We start from the raw sequence: 16,560 nt of genomic DNA, 5'->3' as shown, positions 1-16,560 counted from the left end.
TATGCCCTGCCCGGCGGAGATGACGCGAAAGGCGGGGCATTGGCAATCGACGTGACGATTCTCGGGGCGGGCATCTTCGGCCTCGCCTGCGGCTGGGCCCTGACGCGGCGCGGCGCGCGGGTTCGGATCGTCGATCCGAACGGACCGGCCAGCGGGTCGTCGGGCGGAACCGTCGGCGCCCTCGCCCCCCACGTGCCGGAGCAATGGAACGAGAAGAAGGCGTTCCAGTTGGACAGCCTTCTGATGGCCGATGCCTGGTGGGCCGAGGTCGCGCAGGTTGGCGGCAGCGACCCCGGATATGCGCGCACCGGGCGCCTGCAGCCGATCCCGGACGACGCGGCGCTGATCCGGGCCGAGACGCGCGCGGCGCATGCGCGCGACCTGTGGCGGGGTGCGGCGACCTGGCGGGTGGAATCCGCACCGGAGGATTGGTCCCCCGGCACCGACCGGGTCATCCGAGACACCTTGACCGCCCGTATCCATCCCGCCCGCGCCTGCGATGCCCTCCTCTGCGCCATCCGTGCACGGGGCGGCGATGTCACGACGCAGGCGCCGCCGCAGGGCCCGGTGCTGCATGCGACCGGGTGGCAGGGACTGCGGGACATGCGCGACGCGCGGGGCCGCACCATGGGGACGGGCGTGAAGGGCCAGGCCGCCCTCCTGCAGCTTGATCGGCGGGACATGCCGCAGCTTTTCGTCGATGGCCTGCATGTCGTGCCGCATGCCGATGGCACGACCGCGATCGGCTCCACTTCCGAGCGGGAGTTCGACGATGCCCTGCCCGACGCGCGCCTGGACGACCTGCTGACCCGCGCTTTCGCCGCCGTCCCGGCCCTACGCGGGGCGAGGGTGATCCGGCGATGGGCGGGGATACGCCCACGCGCCCGCAGCCGCGCGCCGCTTCTGGGGCCCTGGCCCGGCCGGCCCGGTCATTTCATCGCCAACGGGGGCTTCAAGATCGGTTTCGGCATGGCCCCCAAGGTGGCGGAGGTCATGGCGGATCTGATCCTGGAAGGCCGCGATCATATTCCACCGGCCTTCGCGACGACGGAGCTTGCGCCCTGGACCCCGCCGGACTAGACGACCGCCTGCCCCGACCGCGGAGCCATGTCTCCGACCACCATGTCAAAACGGGTTACCATATGATCCTCGCTATCGCGGCAATGGCCGCCATCGTCGTCGCATCGAATATCGGCGTGCAGTTCCTGATCGCCGACGGTTGGCTGACCTGGGGGGCGTTCAGCTATCCGCTGGCCTTCCTCGTGACCGACGTCACCAACCGCGTTTTCGGTGCCGCGACCGCCCGGAAGGTGGTGCTGGCGGGGTTCGCGGTCGGCCTCTTTTCCACTCTGATTGGCACGCAGATCATGGGCGACTTCGGGCCGTTGGTGACGCTGCGCATCGCGCTCGCCTCGGGGACGGCGTTTCTGATCGCGCAACTGATTGATCTCGGCGTCTTCTCGGCGCTGCGCGAACGGGCCTGGTGGGTGGCGCCGCTGGCCTCCTCGATTGTCGGATCGGTGGTGGATACGGCGCTGTTCTTCACGATCGCCTTCGCCGGTTTCCTTGCCTTTCCAGTATCTTGGGGCGATGTGTCCTGGGCGCAGGAGGCGACGGCCGTGGGGCCGCTCTGGGTTGGTCTTGCCCTGGCGGACTGGGCGGTGAAGCTTGGCGTGGCGCTTGTGGCGTTGGTGCCGTTCCGTGTCATTACGATGAAATTGGCCCAACGGGTTGCGTAAAGGGGGTTGACCGGCACCAGATGTGTGCCAACCTCCGGACTATCGGCAACCAGTGAAAGGAGGTGATCCAGTGTCAAGAAAGATGGTGGAGAATGCGGTCGGGACAACCATGGAGGCCCGCATCTGAGGCAGCCCTCGGGTGTGAAAATCCTTGGCGGGTCAAGGACCTAACCGACCCCGCCTCCTGAACTTTCGGAAGGCCGTCCCGTTGTCGAGGGGCGGCCTTCTTCGTTGGGTGGAAGGGCCCGCCGCAAGGGCACCCCGCGTACACCCCCTGTGCACCCCCTGTACAGACATTCTATGACATAGGGTGCTTCGTTAACCGCTCCGGCGTTTCCTGCCCGCCGACGCATCCGACCCCGAGAGGACCCCCTCCATGCCCCTCCGCATCACAGACGGGATCGAGATCCAGGACTGGGAGATGATCGAGACGTTCACCCGCGCCTCGGGACCCGGCGGGCAGAACGTCAACAAGGTCTCCTCGGCGGTCGAGCTGCGCTTCGAGGCCGAACGCTCCCCCTCCCTGCCCGGCCCGGTCAAGGCGCGGCTTCGGCGGCTGGCGGGGCGGCGGTGGACGAAGGAGGGGGCGGTGGTGATCCAGGTCTCGGAGGAACGGTCGCAGGCCCGCAACCGGGCGGTCGCGCGGGACCGGCTGGCGGAGCTGGTGCGGGCGGCCTGCGTGAAGTCGAAACCTCGGGTGAAGACGCGGGTGAGCGCGAACCAAAAGCGGAAGCGGGTGGAAGCGAAGAAGCGGCGGGGGGAGGTCAAAGCGTTGCGGGGCGGGGTGGAGGAGTAGGTTTGAGTGTAGTGGGACCAGTCATGGGAGGGACATTGGATGCGTTGGGCATGTGATGTCCACCCTACTGCTTCTGTGATTTACGGATTGGCAAAGATGATATCTTTCAGCTATCGGTATAGCGAAACACCTCTTATCTAAGGAAATTTTCTCTTGGAGATTATCGGATTTGATCCCGACAGACGGCCAATCATCGCTGTTCCTATCTACTACGACGTTCCCTCAAATCGACTTCGCTTAAGCACATTTATAGGTGCGGCCCGTAAGTATGAGGCTTTAGTAGCAGAATTGTTCGATGAAGTTTTTCAAATCGATGCTGCATTTCAGATATATGTATTCCCCCCAGAACCAGGGTCCTTTCGTCAAAAGCTGGGCGTAGTTGTAATTGCAGGCCTCGGAGGAATACTGGGGACAGGCGGGTGGGATATGATGGACGGCTTTTTAGAAGGTCTATCTGGACTCCCCCCTCGGGAGTGGTCTCAGGAACTTGGCAAAAACCTGAGAGAGATGTATAAGTCGGAATATGGAGAAGATTCCGAAGTTGATGCGGAGACGTTGGAAGCCGCGGAAACTACAGCAGTCCTGGTGGAAGTGACCCGTCAGATAGCTGGCAATTCAAATGAAAGACTCATCCGATCGGGCTTTCGGCCAGAAGATCTTCCAAGAGTTTTTTCTGCGAAAACCGATTTATTTTATGAGATCGAGAGTGATCCTCAAGTGAAGGGGGTAGGCTTCGGCGAAGAAGATGAGGCTCCAATACGGCGGGAAGAGTTTTCTCGTTATCAAGTCCGCGTTGGAAAAGCAGAAGATGAGAAAGATTGGAGATTTGAGCTTGCACGATACTTTGTGAGTTCCCCCAATTGGAATCGTTACGATACGCGTCGCAAATGGAAAGGTCGTGAAGACGGCGGAAGCACAGTCTACTTTAGCATCATCGATGAAGTATTCTGGGAAATGGCGGCCGAGGGCACTCTAGAATCCCATATTATTGACGAACTCATCGCCCAAGTGGCTGTTCGCTACGTCGACGGCAGGAAGGTAGATCGAGTCGCAGTAAATATCATCAGGTTCAACGACATGCCGATATCAAAAGAACTGCGACAAGCTGATTTAGAATCGATTTTGTCGGAACAGACTGGCAAAGGCGAAACGGGATCGGGCGATTTATTCGAAGAATAATCAAACCACAACCTCCATCCCCACCTGCTCCCCCACCCCGAACACCCGCTTGTACCGGGCCACCTCCGCCTCCGGTCCCATCGCCTTGCGGGGGTTGTCCGAGAGCTTGACCGTGGGGCGTCCGTCCGCAGACACGGCCTTGCAGACCAGCGAGAACGGGGCCAGGGCGTCGTCTTCGACCAGCCCGCGGAAATCGTTGGTCAGGAGCGTCCCCCAGCCGAAGCTGACCCGCACCCGGCCGGCGAACCGCGCGTGGAGGTGTTCGATCTTCTCGACGTCCAGCCCGTCGGAGAAGATGACGAGTTTGGTGGTCGGGTCCTCGCCGCGGCTCTTCCACCAGCGGATGGCCGTTTCGGCACCGGTCGCGGGGTCGCCCGAGTCGATGCGGATGCCGGTCCAGCCGGCGAGCCAGTCGGGGGCGTTCTCCAGGAAGCCGGGCGTGCCGTAGGTGTCAGGCAGGATGACGCGGAGGTTGCCGTCATGCTCCTCGTGCCAATCGGCGAGCACGTCGTAGGGGGCGCGGGCCAGCGCGTCGTCGCCGTCGGCCAGCGCGGAATAGACCATGGGGAGTTCGTGGGCGTTGGTGCCGATAGCCTCGACATCGCGGTTCTTGGCGATCAGGCAGTTGGAGGTGCCGGCGAAGGCGTCGCCCAACCCTTCCTGCAGGGCCTGGACGCACCAATCCTGCCACAGGAAGGAATGGCGGCGCCGCGTGCCGAAATCGGCGAGGCGCAGACCGTCGAGGGGGCGGAGGCGTTCGACCTTTTCCCACACGCGGGTCATGGCGCGGGCATAGAGGACCTGGAGTTCGAAGCGGCCCATATCGCGTAGAACGGCGCGGGAGCGGAGTTCCATCAGGATGGCGAGGGCAGGAATTTCCCACAGCATGACCTCGGGCCAGGCGCCTTCGAAGGTGAGCTCGTACTGGTCGCCGTGGCGGGTCAGGTCGTAGGGCGGCAGGCGCAGGGTCTCGAACCATTCCATGAAGTCGGAGCGAAACATCTGGCGCTTGCCGTAGAAGGTGTTGCCGCGCAGCCAGGTGGATTCGCCGCGGGTCAGCGAGAGGGAGCGGACGTGGTCGAGTTGCTCGCGCAGCTCGCCTTCGTCGATGAGGTCGGCGAGGGGGATGTGGGCGGAACGGTTGATGAGGCTGAACGTGACCTGCGTGTCGGGGCGATTGCGGAACACGGACTGGCACATCAGGAGTTTGTAGAAATCGGTGTCGATGAGGGAACGGACGATCGGGTCGATCTTCCACTTGTGGTTCCAGACGCGGGTGGCGATGTCGATCATTGGTGTCCTTTGACCATCGGGGGTTGGCGTGCGCCGAAGGGCGTCATTCGGTCAGGGTGATACCAGCCGCACGCATCCCATCCTCGGCCGCCGCGCGGGAGCCATCGAGGTCGATGGCGCGGGTCAGGTCACGCCGGACGGTAACGGCATAGCCCAGGCGCGCGGCGTCGAGGGCGGAGAAGTTGACGCAGAAATCGAGCGCGAGGCCCACCATCGTCAGCTCGGTGGCGCCCAGGGCGCGCAACAGGCCGTCGAGACCCGTAGGCGTCGCCCGGTCGTTCTCGAAAAAGGCGGAGTAGCTGTCGATGGCCGGGTTCATTCCCTTGCGGATGACCGCACGGGCGCGGTCGCTGTCGAGCTCCGCATGAAAGGCCGCGTCGTCCGTGCCCTGGATGCAGTGGTCGGGCCAGAGGACCTGCGGGCCGTAAGGCATCTCGACCGCGTCATAGGGCGCGCGGCCGGGGTGGTTGCTGGCGAAGGAGGAGTGGTCGGCGGGATGCCAATCCTGCGTCAGGACAACGTGGGCGAAATCGCCCATGAGCGCATTGATGCCCGGCACCACCGCGTCGCCGCCGGGCACGGCCAGGTTGCCGCCCGGACAGAAGCCGTTCTGGACATCGATCACGATCAGGGCTGCGGTCATGCGGGTCTCTCCGGGGTGTGCGGGGGCAGCCTACGGCTTGAGGGCGCGGGCGCAACGCCTTATCGGGCGGGCATGTTCGCCATCGCCGCCCTTTACCGGTTCACGCCGTTCCCCGATCCGGCCGCCCTGCGCGACTCGCTTTTGGCGGTTTGTCGCGGCCACGGCGTGACCGGCACGCTGCTGCTGGCGCAGGAGGGGATCAACGGCACAATCGCGGGCCCGCCCGCGGGGGTGGAGGCGGTGTTGTCGCATGTGCGCGCCCTGCCCGGCTGCGGCGGGATCGAGGTCAAACGGTCGGAGGCCGACGCCGCCCCCTTCGGTCGCATGAAGGTGCGCGTGAAGCGCGAGATCGTGACCATGGGCCAGCCGCATGTGGATCCGCGCGCCGGTACGGGCCGACATGTCGCGCCGGCCGACTGGAATGATGTGATCCGGGATCCGGGCACGGTCGTGATCGACACGCGCAACGCCTATGAGGTCGCGATCGGCAGTTTCGCGGGTGCGCTGGACCCCGAGACGGAGGCCTTTGGCGACTTCCCGGACTGGTGGCGGAAAAACGCCGATCGGATGGCCGGAAAGCGGATCGCGATGTTCTGCACCGGGGGAATCAGGTGCGAAAAGTCGACGGCCTTCCTGCGCGGCGAAGGGGTGGAGGACGTCGTCCACCTGCAGGGCGGGATCCTGAAATACCTCGAGGCGGTGCCCGAGACCGACAGCCTGTGGCACGGGGAATGTTTCGTCTTTGATGACCGCGTCAGTGTCGGACATGAGCTGAGGCCGGGCGATCACCTATTGTGTCACGCCTGTCGCAAACCGCTGTCGCGCGCGGATACGAAACGCCCCGAATATGAGCCTGGCGTGCAGTGTCACAGGTGTCTGGACGCATTCGACGCGGCGGATCGGGCACGTTTTCGGGAACGGACGCGACAGATCGCGCTGGCCCGCGCACGGGGCACAAGACACTTGGGCGGCTAGTTTCCCTGGGTCTCTTCGGACTCGTCCTGCGGCGCCCAGTCGACGATCAGGAGCCGGACCACCACGAGCGCGGCGAAAACCGCGACGGCGAGAATGAAGAAGTCGGTCATCGCTATGCCTCCCGATCACGAAAACCCGTAAATGAGGGTATCACGGGTTGTCGCACCCGCCTAGCGCGTGTTCCCTCGGGCCCATGGAACGGGTCGTCGTCATCGGATCGGGGGTCATCGGCAGCGCGGTCGCGTTGGCACTGGCGCGCGCCGGGCATCCGGTCGTGACGGTCGACCGAAACGCGGTCGCGGGACACGGATCGACCTCGGCCTCCTCGGGGGTGGTGCGGATGCACTATTCCAGCCGCGAGGGCACCGCACTGGCCTGGGAGGGGCAGCATCACTGGGCCGATTGGGACACGTTCCTGGCCCTGCCGGCGGATGGTCCCCGGGCGCGGTTCCGCAGGACCGGGTGCCTCGTGATGAAGCATGCCACCAACGGCGGGCTGGTCCGGGCGATGGGCCACAGCCGCGATCTGGGCATCCCCTTCGAGGAATGGGATGCAGACCGGATCCGTGACGCCTTACCCGATCCGGACCTATCATGCTTCTGGCCGCCGAAAGCGCCCGACGACGCGGGGTTCGCGGAGCCCACAGGCGGCGCAATCGCGGGCGGCGTGTTCTGGCCCGACGCCGGATATGTCGACGACCCGGCCCTGGCCGCGCAGAACCTGGCCCAATCTGCCGCACTGGCCGGGGCGGAGCGCGTGCAGGGCGAGGTCGCGGCCATCCTGCGCGGGACGCGGGTCGAGGGCGTGCAGCTGGCTGACGGGCGGCGCATCGCGGCCAGGATCGTGGTCAACGCCGCCGGTCCCGGATCGCGGGCGATCAACGCGATGGCGGGCGTGACGGCGGACATGGTGCGCGGCATCCGGCCGCAACAGGTCGAGACGGCATCGGTCCCCGCCCCGCGGGGCTTCGACATGGCCGGAAGGGGCATCATCGTGTCGGACGCCGATATCGGCTGCTACTCCAAGCCCGACAGCGGCGGGCGGATCGCGATCGGGACAGAAGGGGCGGCCTGCGATCCGGAAATCTGGCTGCCCTCGGACCTGCCGGCGGCCGATGCCGTGGGCGCGCAGGCCGAAAGGCAGGCATTGCGCCAGGCGCAGCGGCTGCCCGGTCTGCCGATCCCGTCGCGCATACCGGGGGCGGTGGGCGTCTATGACGTCAGCGACGATTGGGTTCCGATCTACGATCGCAGCACGCTTCCGGGGTTCTACATGGCCTGCGGGACCAGCGGGAACCAGTTCAAGACCGCGCCGGTCATTGGCCGCCTGATGGCGGCGCTGGTCGCCTATTGCGAGGGTGGCGGCGACCACGATGCGTCGCCCTTGCGCCTGCGCCTGCCGATGACGGGACACGAGATCGGAACGGCCCTGTTCTCGCGCCTGCGCCCGGCGGCCGCTTCGGCCAGCACCTCGGTGCTGGGATGACGCCGCTGGTCCTGCTGCCGGGGATGATGTGCGATGCGCGCCTGTTCGCACCGCAACTGGTCGCGATTCACGACCGCGCCGTCATGGTGGCGCCGATCACCGGGCACGATACGACGGCCGCCTTGGCCCGTGCCGTTCTGGCGGACGCGCCGCCCCGCTTCGCGCTTGGCGGGCTCAGCATGGGCGGGATCGTCGCGATGGAGATGCTGGCGCAGGCCCCGGACAGGATTGCCGGGCTGTGCCTGATGGACACCAATCCCAAGGCCGAACACCCCGAGGTGGCCGGGCGGCGCGAACCGCAGATCGCGCGGGTGCGTGGCGGCGCGCTGCGCGCGGTGATGCGGCACGAGATGAAGCCCAATTACCTGGCCGACACGCCCAACCGGGGCGCCATCCTGGATACCTGCATGGCCATGGCCGAGGCGCTGGGCCCCGATGTCTTCGTCCGCCAGTCACGGGCGTTGCAGACGCGGGACGACAGACAGGAAGCACTGCGCGCGGCCTCGGTGCCGACGTTGATCCTGTGCGGACGCCAGGATGCGCTCTGCCCCGTTCACCGCCATGAGTTGATGGCATCACTCGTGGCCGGTTCGCGGCTGGAGGTGCTGGATGGCGCCGGCCACCTGCCCACGTTGGAGCAGCCGGAAACGGTCGACACCCACTTGCGCGCGTGGCTGGCCGAGGTCGATGCCGCGGAGGGACGCAGGTGACGTACCAGGCGCTGACCATGCTGGCCGCGGGCATCGGCATTCCGGTCCTGGCGGCGCTGAATGCACGGCTGGGCGCGAATGTCGGCGCGCCTGCGGCCGCGGCGGTCGTCCTGTTCGCGATCGCGCTGGCCGTGGCCGGCGTGGCGGTCGCGATCACGGGGCCGGCCGCGATCCTGCGGGTTGCGGGGCAGCCGTGGCACCTGTTCCTGGCGGGCGTGCTGATCGCGTTCTACGTGCTTTCGGTCACCTATATCGCGCCCTCCTTCGGGGTCGGGAACGCGGTGTTCTTCGTATTGCTGGGCCAGATCCTTTCGGCGGCGGCAATCGACCATTTCGGCCTGTTCGGCGCTCGCGCCGTCCCGCTGTCGCCCCTGCGCGCGGGTGGCCTGATCGTGATGGCGGCCGGGTTGGCGGTGACGCAACTGGCGGGGCGCGGTTAGCCCGGAGGAATGACCTTGCCGGGGTTCATCCGGTCCTCGGGATCCAGTGCCGCCTTGATCGCGCGCATCACATCCAACGCCACCGGGTCCTTGCGCCGCGTCATAGTGGCCAGCTTGGAGAGGCCCACGCCATGCTCGGCGCTGATCGAGCCGCCCAGTTCGACGGTCACGTCCTCCACCATCGTGCGGATCGCGTCGAGATGGGGGGCATCGTCGCGGGTCGGATAGACAGTCAGGTGCACGTTGCCGTCGCCCAGATGGGCCACGATCAGGGTATCGGCCCGCGCATCCAGCCGGGCCAGGCGGTCATGCATCCGTTCGATGAAGGGCGCGACGCCGTCCAATGGCAAAGCCACGTCGTTGTCGACGATGGGCAGGCGGGTGAAGGTGACCTCGGCGGCGGTCTCGCGCATTTCCCAGATGTGGCGACGTTGGGCCTCGTTCTGGGCGATCATCGCGTCGAGCACCTCGCCTGCCTCGGCGGCTTCGCCAAGGGCCGCCTCCAGCGCGTCGCCCAATGGGCGCGACAGGCCGCCGAGGTCGACCATCACGCAATGGTCGTGGATCGCGAAGGGCTGGCGCAGGTCGGGGCGGTGCCGCGCCAGCGCCTCCATATAGGTTCGGGGCATGTATTCGAATGCCTCGACCGCGCCGTCGGTCGCTTCCTGCAGACGCCGCAGCAGGTTCAGGGACGCCGGAAGATCGCGGATCGCCACCAGCGCGGCGGCATGATGGCGCGGGGCGGGCGTCAGGCGCAGGACCGCGGCGGTGACGATGCCCAGCGTCCCTTCGGCCCCGATGAACAGGTCGCGCAGGTCATAGCCCGAATTGTCCTTCCGCAACTGGCCCATCAGGTCGAGGACGCGCCCGTCGGCCAGCACGACCTCCAACCCCAGGACCAATCCGCGCGTGGGCCCGTAGCGCACCACGTTGGACCCGCCCGCGTTGGTCGACAGGAACCCGCCCACACGCGCCGATCCGCGCGCCCCGAAGGTCAGCGGAAAGATCAGCCCGTGTTCGGCAACCGCATCGTGGATGTCCGACAGGATCGCGCCGGCGCCGACGGTGACGGTGCCCGCGTCCGCGTTGACCGGCCCGATCGCCGACATCCGCTCCAGCGAAACCATAACCGCGCCTTCGTTCGCGGTGCCCCCGACCAGCCCGGTATTGCCGCCGACGGGAACAAGGGCCAGGTCGTGACGCGCCGCCAGCCGGACCACCTCGGCCACTTGGGCCGTGTCGGCGGGGCGGACCACGGCCAGCGGATCGGCTCGCCACTTGCCCGTCCAGTCGCGGGCGAACCTTTCGGTCGCGTCCCCGGTCAGGACATGGGCGTCGCCCAGCACCGCGCGCAGGTCGGACAGGGGATCGGACCGGTCTTTCATCGCATACCTCCGCACCGGACGGTGACATGGGCCGGCGGCGATGAAAAGCGGGCGTGCCGGTCTTGACGCCCCCGCGATCGGGCCGTATCCCGCGCGCCAGAGGCGGTGTAGCTCAGTTGGTTAGAGCAGCGGAATCATAATCCGCGTGTCCGGGGTTCAAGTCCCTGCACCGCCACCATTGCCCACACATCCCTCATCGTGTTTTCCGTCCGGCCGGACGTGCATGTGGAACGCGACCACATGCCGCGGCGTTACCTCCTCACCAGAGGGGCGATTTCCGCCCCTTTCCGCACAGGAGAACCCGGAATGCGTAATATCTTCTACATCATCGGTGTCGTCGTGGTGGTCGTGGTGATCGTGAGCTTCGTGCTCTGATCCCGGCCGAAATGACGGCGACGGGCGGCCCGCCGCGGCCGCCCTTCGCATGTCCGCGCCACCCTCGCGGCAACCTTCCCAACCCGGGCCACGCAGTCTAGTTCTGGCGGCGACATCGGCACGAGGGGGAACACCATGTCCGCAGACGCACGCATCGGCCTGATTGGCCTGGGGACCATGGGCGCGGCGCTCGCCTCCAACATCGCCGAGAAGGGCTTCGACATCGCGGTGTTCAACCGCACGACGCAGGTGACGCGCGACTTCGCGGCGGAGGCGGGCGAGCTGGCTCCGCGCATCCATCCGACCGAGACGCTTGAGGCGTTCGTCGCCGCCATCGCCAAACCCCGCGCGATCATCCTGATGGTGCCCGCCGGGGCGCCGGTGGACGACCAGATCGCGGCCTTGCGGCCCTTGCTGGACGCGGACGACCTGATCGTCGATTGCGGCAACGCGAACTTCCACGACACCAACCGCCGCGTGGCCGAGGCGACGGGGCCCTTCCTGGGCGTCGGCGTGTCGGGCGGCGAGGAGGGCGCGCGCCATGGCCCGTCGATCATGGGCGGCGGGGCGCCGGAGCTTTGGGCGCAGGTCGAGGACATCATGCTGGCGATCTCGGCCAAGCACGAAGGGGTGCCTTGCGCCGCGCTGATGGGGCCGGCGGGGGCCGGCCATTTCGTCAAGATGGTCCATAACGGCATCGAATATGCCGACATGCAGATGATCGCCGAGATCTACGGCATCCTGCGCGACGGGCACGGGATGGACCCCGACGCGATCGGCGCCGTGTTCGAGGGGTGGAACGCGGGCGCGCTGCAATCCTACCTGATCGAGATCACGGGCAAGGTGGCGCGCGCGCGCGACGTCGCCACGGGCGATCCGCTCCTGTCGGTGATCGTGGACGCGGCGGGACAGAAGGGCACCGGCCGCTGGACCGCGATCGAGAGCCAGCACCTGCTGACGCCCATCCCGGCGATCGAGGCGGCGGTGGTTGCGCGCAATGTCTCCGCCCGGCGGGAGGAGCGCGCGCGGGGCGAAGACGTGTTCGGCGCGGCGCCGCAGGCCTTCGACACGCTGGACCTCGACACGCTGGAGGCGGCGCTGATCGCGGGCAAGATCCTCTGCTACGCGCAGGGCTTCGTGATGATCGCGGCGACCTGCGACGTGCATGGCTGGGATGTCGACCTGCCGCAGGTGGCGCGCATCTGGCGCGAGGGCTGCATCATCCGGTCGTCGATGCTGGACGACATGGCCGCCGCCCTGGCCGATCACCCGGGCGAGAACCTGATGCGGACGCCGCATTTCGCGGACCTTCTGAAGGCGCATCACGGCGCGCTGCGGCAGGTGGTGGCGGCGGCCGCACTGAACGGGCATCCGTTGCCGGCGCTGTCTTCGGGGCTTGCGTATTTCGACGCGATGCGCACGGCGCGCGGCACGGCCGACATGATCCAGGCGCAGCGGGATTTCTTCGGCCTGCATGGGTTCGAGCACGTGAACGGCACGTCGGATCAGCACGGGCCATGGGCGGGCGCGCAGACCGCGTCGCCCAAGCATTAGCGCGGCCCTAGCTCCGCCAGTCGAAGAACCCTTCCGGCGCGCGGTCGAGCAGTTCCAGCCCCAGACGTTCGCCCAGGGCGGCCCCGTCCCCGGCGGGGCAGTCGCCCGACACGGTCAGCACGTCCGACCCGTCCGGGCGCAGGATCTCGCCCCGGAATTTCAGCGTGTCGCCATCGAGTTCGGCGAGCCCGGCGATCGGCGTCTCGCAGGACCCGTCGAGCGTCTTCAGGAACGTGCGTTCGCAGGCGAGGCGCAGCCCCGTGTCGCGGTCGTGGATCGCCGCCAGCATCCGTCCCATCCGGGCATCGCCCGCGCGCCGCTCGATCCCGATGGCGCCCTGCGCGATGGCCGGCAGCATGTCGGACGGATCCATCGCGCGGCGCGGCACGTCCGCCATGCCCAGCCGGTTCAGCCCGGCCATGGCGAGGAACGTCGCGTCCGCCACCCCATCGCGCAGCTTGGCCATACGGGTCTGGAGGTTGCCGCGGAACTCGACCAGCTTCAGGTCGGGGCGGCGATGCGCCAACTGCGCCCGGCGGCGCAGCGACGAGGTGCCGACGACCGCCCCCTGCCCCAGCCCGTCGATGCCGCGCCCGTCCAGCGTGATGAAGGCGTCGCGCATGTCCTCGCGCGGCAGGAACGTGTCGATCGACAGGCCACCCGGTTGCAGCGTCGGCATGTCCTTCATGGAATGGACCGCCATGTCGATCTCGCCGGCCAGCAGTGCCTCCTCGATCTCGCGGGTAAAAAGGCCCTTGCCGCCGATTTCCGACAGGGGGCGGTCCTGCACGCGGTCGCCGGTTGTCTTGATGACGTCGATGGCGAACGCATCCTCGGGCAGGTCCCAGGCCGCCATCAGCCGGTCGCGCGTCTCGTGCGCCTGCGCCAGCGCCAGCGGCGAGCCGCGCGTGCCGATGCGCAGCGGATGATCGGCGGTGGGCATATCGGACATGGGGCCTCCGGGGTCGTGTTGACACCACCTGCCCATCCGGGACAGGTCCTGTCCAGACCCCGGAGGTGACCGATGACGAAACCCCTGCTCCGATCGCTGGCCGGCGAGACCCTGCCCGTGCCGCCGATCTGGATGATGCGGCAGGCGGGGCGCTACCTGCCGGAATACAAGGCGACGCGGGCCGAGGCGGGCGATTTCCTGTCGCTGTGCTACAACCCCGACCTCGCGACCGAGGTGACGTTGCAGCCGATCCGCCGCTTCGGGTTCGACGCGGCCATCCTGTTCGCCGACATCCTCCTGGTGCCGCAGGCGCTGGGCGCCGATCTGTGGTTCGTGACCGGCGAGGGGCCGCGCCTGTCGACGGTGACGTCGCGCGCGGATTTCGACCGCCTGAAGCCCGCCGCGGACGTGCACGAGACCTTGGCCCCGGTCTATCAGACGGTGCGCAACCTGGCCGGCGCATTGCCGCCCGAGGTCGCGCTGATCGGGTTCGCGGGCGCGCCCTGGACGGTGGCGACCTACATGATCGCGGGGCAGGGCACGCCCGACCAGGGCCCGGCGCATGCGCTGAAGGCCGAGGACCGCGCGACGTTCGAGGCGCTGATAGACCGCCTGACCGAGGCGACGATCGAATACCTCTCGGCGCAGATCGAGGCGGGGGCGGAGGTTGTGAAGCTGTTCGATAGCTGGGCCGGATCGCTCCGTGGCGAGGATTTCGCGCGCTATGCGGTGGCGCCCGCCAAGGCGATCGTCGCGGCGCTGAAGGCACGCCATCCGGACGTCCCGGTCGTCACCTTCCCGCGCGAGGCGGGGGAAGGCTATATCGGGTTTCATGCGGCGACGGGCGCGGATTGCGTGGCGGTCGACGATTCCGTCGATGCCGAATGGGTCGCGGACCACGTCCAGCCGGCGGGCTGCGTGCAGGGCAACCTCGCCTCGCGCCACATGGTCAGCGGGGGCGAGGCGCTCGTGTCGGAGGTGCGGCGCATCCGCGATGCGCTGTCGGGCGGCCCGCATATCTTCAACCTGGGCCACGGGATCACGCCGGATGCCGATCCGGGCAACGTCGCGCTGATGATCGAGACGCTGCGCGAGGCGAGCTGACGGACCGGGGCGCACCGGACCCCAAGGTATTTCCGGCAAGATGAGGGTGGGATGCAGGGCTTCGATTTCATCGTCATCGGCGGCGGGATGATGGGGGCACCCTGCGCGCGCCACTTGGCCAAGGCGGGGCATTCGGTGGCATTGATCGCGGCCCCCGAACCGGCGGTGAAGGCCGATTGGGGCGGGCCGTTCGGCAGTCATTTCGACGCCGCGCGGATCACGCGGCGGGTGGCGGCGGATGCGGACTGGTCGCTGCTGTCGCGGCGGTCCATCGACCGGTATCGCGACCTGGAGGCCCGGTCGGGACGCACGATCTTTCACGAGGTGGGCGCATTGATGGCAGGTCCGGAGGACGGGCCGCTGGCGGGGTTTACCGAAGGGTTCCGACGCGTGGCCGAGGGTCTGAGCGACGCGCCCGAGATATTGGGCACCTGCGAAGTCTGGGAGCGGACGGGTCTGGCCCTGCCCGAGGGATCGGTCGCGAGTTTCGAGGCGCGGCACGGTGGCTGGATGGACCCGCGCGCGATGCGCGAGGCGCAGCAGGCGCTGGCCGTTCGGGCGGGGGCCGCGCTTTCCGCGCAGGCGGCCGTGGCGCGCGAAGATCGCGTCGTGACGCTGGCGGACGGGACGCGCGTCGCGGGAGAGCACATGGTTGTGGCGACCGGACCGCATGCCGCGTCCGACGGGTTGCTGCCGCGCCGGCCGGCGATGAAGGTCTGGGCCCGCACCATCGCCTTCGCCCGCCTGTCGGAGGCGGAGGGCGCAAGGCTGGCCGACATGCCCAGCGTGATCTGGGTGCCGGAGGGGTGGGACCACGACCTCTATATGCTGCCGCCGGTGCGCTACCCGGACGGGCACCTCTACCTCAAGATCGGCGGTCAGGTGGACAGCCCGCGCATCCGGTCGGATGCCGGGATGCGCGACTGGTTCCACGGGGCGGGCGAGGCACATGTCGGCGAACGCCTGCTGGCGGAGATGCGCGCGCTGATGCCCGGCCTCGTCGTCGAGGCGACGCATACCGAACCCTGCGCCGTCGTCTGGACGGAGACGGGTTTCCCCTACATCGACGGGGCCGGCGAAGGCGTGACGGTCCTGTGCGGCGGCAACGGCGCGGCGGCGAAATGTGGGGACGAGCTCGGTCGCCTCGGCGCGTTGGTCGCGACCGGCGCGGGGCTGGCGGACGAGGGCTATGCCGCCGATTTCCGCGCCGTCTGGGATGCAGACGCGTCGTGACCGACCCGCGTGCGGTCCACGCGGCGAAGAACAACGCGGACCTTTGCGCGGCGGTCTTCGCGGCGCGCGGTCTGGCCTTCGCGCGACGGGCGGCGGGCTTCGTCGCGATCAACCCGCCGCCGCCCTTCTATCCGCATGTCAGCGTGACTTCGGTCGACGATGCCGCCGTCGCGGACCTGATCGCGGAGGCGCGAAATCGGTTCGGTGACGGGATCGTCGTGAAGGACAGCTTCTGCCGGATCGACGCCGCGGCGCAGGGGTTTCGCGTGCGGTTCGGCGCGTTCTGGATCCGGCGCGAGGCCGCGCGGTCCGGGATGCCCGATGGCTGGATGCAGGTGGATACGTCGGCGCGGCTAACGGCGTGGGAGGCGGGTTGGTCGGGCGACACCGCGGCAGACGCCGCAATGTTCCCGCCGGCCTTCCTGAAGGCGCCGGGGGTTTTCGTCATCGGGCGCGCAGGCGGTGCGGCATTCGATGCCGGATGCCTCGTCAACCTGTCGGACGGGGTCGCGGGCCTGTCGAACGTGTTCGGACCGGCCGGCGCCTTCGCGGATGCCGCGTGCGCCGCGCAATCAGTTGCGCCCGGCCGGCCATTGGTCGGCTATGAAAGCGGTTCCACGCTGCGGGACGCGCGGGCCTGCGGGTTCGCGGCCTGCGGCGAGCTGCGCGTCCTGACGTCGGGGGCGTAGCGCCGCG

At 68.0% G+C, this 16,560-nt stretch carries 17 protein-coding genes and 1 tRNA gene; 14 read left to right on the top strand and 4 right to left on the bottom strand.

Annotation, left to right across the window (positions count from 1 at the left end):
* Positions 1 to 45 precede the first annotated feature (45 nt).
* From MWU52_RS16645 to MWU52_RS16630, 4 genes are all read left to right on the top strand, one after another.
* A complete protein-coding gene (locus MWU52_RS16645) occupies positions 46 to 1,080 on the top strand; it encodes an FAD-dependent oxidoreductase (protein ID WP_246954647.1) in 1,035 nt (344 codons plus the stop codon).
* Positions 1,081 to 1,142: 62 nt separating this feature from the next.
* Positions 1,143 to 1,739: a queuosine precursor transporter gene (locus tag MWU52_RS16640; protein WP_246954195.1), complete on the top strand. Its 597-nt coding sequence runs from the start codon at positions 1,143 to 1,145 to the stop codon at positions 1,737 to 1,739.
* Between the two features lie 376 nt (positions 1,740 to 2,115).
* Positions 2,116 to 2,535 (top strand): alternative ribosome rescue aminoacyl-tRNA hydrolase ArfB, encoded by a 420-nt coding sequence (gene arfB, locus MWU52_RS16635; protein WP_246954194.1) that lies wholly within the window; start codon positions 2,116 to 2,118, stop codon positions 2,533 to 2,535.
* A gap of 153 nt (positions 2,536 to 2,688) precedes the next feature.
* Complete coding sequence (locus MWU52_RS16630; RefSeq protein WP_246954193.1) at positions 2,689 to 3,714, top strand: hypothetical protein; 1,026 nt, start codon at positions 2,689 to 2,691, stop codon at positions 3,712 to 3,714.
* Here the strand turns inward: MWU52_RS16630 and pncB are convergent, their stop codons facing one another.
* Both pncB and pncA read right to left on the bottom strand, forming a co-directional pair.
* Complete coding sequence (pncB, locus tag MWU52_RS16625; protein ID WP_246954191.1) at positions 3,715 to 5,007, bottom strand: nicotinate phosphoribosyltransferase; 1,293 nt, start codon at positions 5,005 to 5,007, stop codon at positions 3,715 to 3,717.
* A 43-nt stretch (positions 5,008 to 5,050) separates the two neighbouring features.
* The gene (pncA, locus tag MWU52_RS16620; protein ID WP_246954190.1) at positions 5,051 to 5,650 is read right to left on the bottom strand and encodes a bifunctional nicotinamidase/pyrazinamidase; all 600 of its coding nucleotides are present in this window, start codon (positions 5,648 to 5,650) and stop codon (positions 5,051 to 5,053) included.
* Between the two features lie 72 nt (positions 5,651 to 5,722).
* Between pncA and MWU52_RS16615 the strand changes: the two genes are divergently transcribed.
* The 4 genes from MWU52_RS16615 to MWU52_RS16600 all read left to right on the top strand — a co-directional run bounded on the left by MWU52_RS16615 (position 5,723) and on the right by MWU52_RS16600 (position 9,261).
* On the top strand, positions 5,723 to 6,625 hold the full coding sequence (locus MWU52_RS16615; protein ID WP_246954189.1) for a rhodanese-related sulfurtransferase: 903 nt from the start codon (positions 5,723 to 5,725) through the stop codon (positions 6,623 to 6,625).
* A gap of 193 nt (positions 6,626 to 6,818) precedes the next feature.
* Positions 6,819 to 8,111, top strand: a complete 1,293-nt coding sequence (locus MWU52_RS16610) for an FAD-dependent oxidoreductase (protein WP_246954188.1) — start codon at positions 6,819 to 6,821, stop codon at positions 8,109 to 8,111.
* Positions 8,108 to 8,821: an alpha/beta fold hydrolase gene (locus tag MWU52_RS16605; protein WP_246954187.1), complete on the top strand. Its 714-nt coding sequence runs from the start codon at positions 8,108 to 8,110 to the stop codon at positions 8,819 to 8,821. Before MWU52_RS16610 ends, MWU52_RS16605 begins: the two co-directional genes overlap by 4 nt.
* Positions 8,818 to 9,261, top strand: a complete 444-nt coding sequence (locus tag MWU52_RS16600) for a DMT family transporter (RefSeq protein WP_246954186.1) — start codon at positions 8,818 to 8,820, stop codon at positions 9,259 to 9,261. The genes MWU52_RS16605 and MWU52_RS16600 overlap by 4 nt, the downstream gene beginning before the upstream one ends.
* Here the strand turns inward: MWU52_RS16600 and MWU52_RS16595 are convergent.
* A complete protein-coding gene (locus MWU52_RS16595) occupies positions 9,258 to 10,646 on the bottom strand; it encodes an FAD-binding oxidoreductase (RefSeq protein WP_246954185.1) in 1,389 nt (462 codons plus the stop codon). The two genes, MWU52_RS16600 and MWU52_RS16595, sit on opposite strands and share 4 nt — an antisense overlap.
* A gap of 101 nt (positions 10,647 to 10,747) precedes the next feature.
* On the opposite strand from MWU52_RS16595, the gene MWU52_RS16590 reads away from it, so the two are divergent.
* The 3 genes from MWU52_RS16590 to gndA all read left to right on the top strand — a co-directional run bounded on the left by MWU52_RS16590 (position 10,748) and on the right by gndA (position 12,575).
* A tRNA-Met gene (locus MWU52_RS16590) sits at positions 10,748 to 10,824 on the top strand.
* A gap of 47 nt (positions 10,825 to 10,871) precedes the next feature.
* Positions 10,872 to 11,021, top strand: coding sequence for a hypothetical protein (locus MWU52_RS16585; protein WP_246954184.1), 150 nt, complete (start codon positions 10,872 to 10,874; stop codon positions 11,019 to 11,021).
* Positions 11,022 to 11,156: 135 nt separating this feature from the next.
* Positions 11,157 to 12,575, top strand: a complete 1,419-nt coding sequence (gndA, locus tag MWU52_RS16580; protein ID WP_246954183.1) for an NADP-dependent phosphogluconate dehydrogenase — start codon at positions 11,157 to 11,159, stop codon at positions 12,573 to 12,575.
* A gap of 7 nt (positions 12,576 to 12,582) precedes the next feature.
* On the opposite strand, the gene hemC is transcribed toward gndA, so the two are convergent.
* Positions 12,583 to 13,527: a hydroxymethylbilane synthase gene (gene hemC, locus MWU52_RS16575; RefSeq protein ID WP_246954182.1), complete on the bottom strand. Its 945-nt coding sequence runs from the start codon at positions 13,525 to 13,527 to the stop codon at positions 12,583 to 12,585.
* Between the two features lie 72 nt (positions 13,528 to 13,599).
* Between hemC and hemE the strand changes: the two genes are divergently transcribed.
* From hemE to MWU52_RS16560, 3 genes are read left to right on the top strand one after another with little or no spacing between them, the layout of a single operon-like run.
* The gene (gene hemE, locus MWU52_RS16570) at positions 13,600 to 14,631 is read left to right on the top strand and encodes a uroporphyrinogen decarboxylase (protein ID WP_246954181.1); all 1,032 of its coding nucleotides are present in this window, start codon (positions 13,600 to 13,602) and stop codon (positions 14,629 to 14,631) included.
* 51 nt (positions 14,632 to 14,682) lie between these two features.
* Positions 14,683 to 15,864 carry an FAD-dependent oxidoreductase gene (locus MWU52_RS16565; RefSeq protein ID WP_246954180.1) on the top strand — a complete coding sequence of 394 codons (1,182 nt, stop codon included), beginning with the start codon at positions 14,683 to 14,685 and terminating at the stop codon, positions 15,862 to 15,864.
* Positions 15,861 to 16,553 carry a hypothetical protein gene (locus MWU52_RS16560; RefSeq protein WP_246954179.1) on the top strand — a complete coding sequence of 231 codons (693 nt, stop codon included), beginning with the start codon at positions 15,861 to 15,863 and terminating at the stop codon, positions 16,551 to 16,553. Before MWU52_RS16565 ends, MWU52_RS16560 begins: the two co-directional genes overlap by 4 nt.
* The last annotated feature ends 7 nt before the right edge of the window (positions 16,554 to 16,560 follow it).

The sequence above is a fragment of the Jannaschia sp. S6380 genome, assembly GCF_023015695.1.
Taxonomy (GTDB): Bacteria; Pseudomonadota; Alphaproteobacteria; order Rhodobacterales; family Rhodobacteraceae; genus Jannaschia.
Note: the sequence above shows the minus strand (reverse complement) of the source record. Positions and strands in the feature narration are given on the sequence as shown.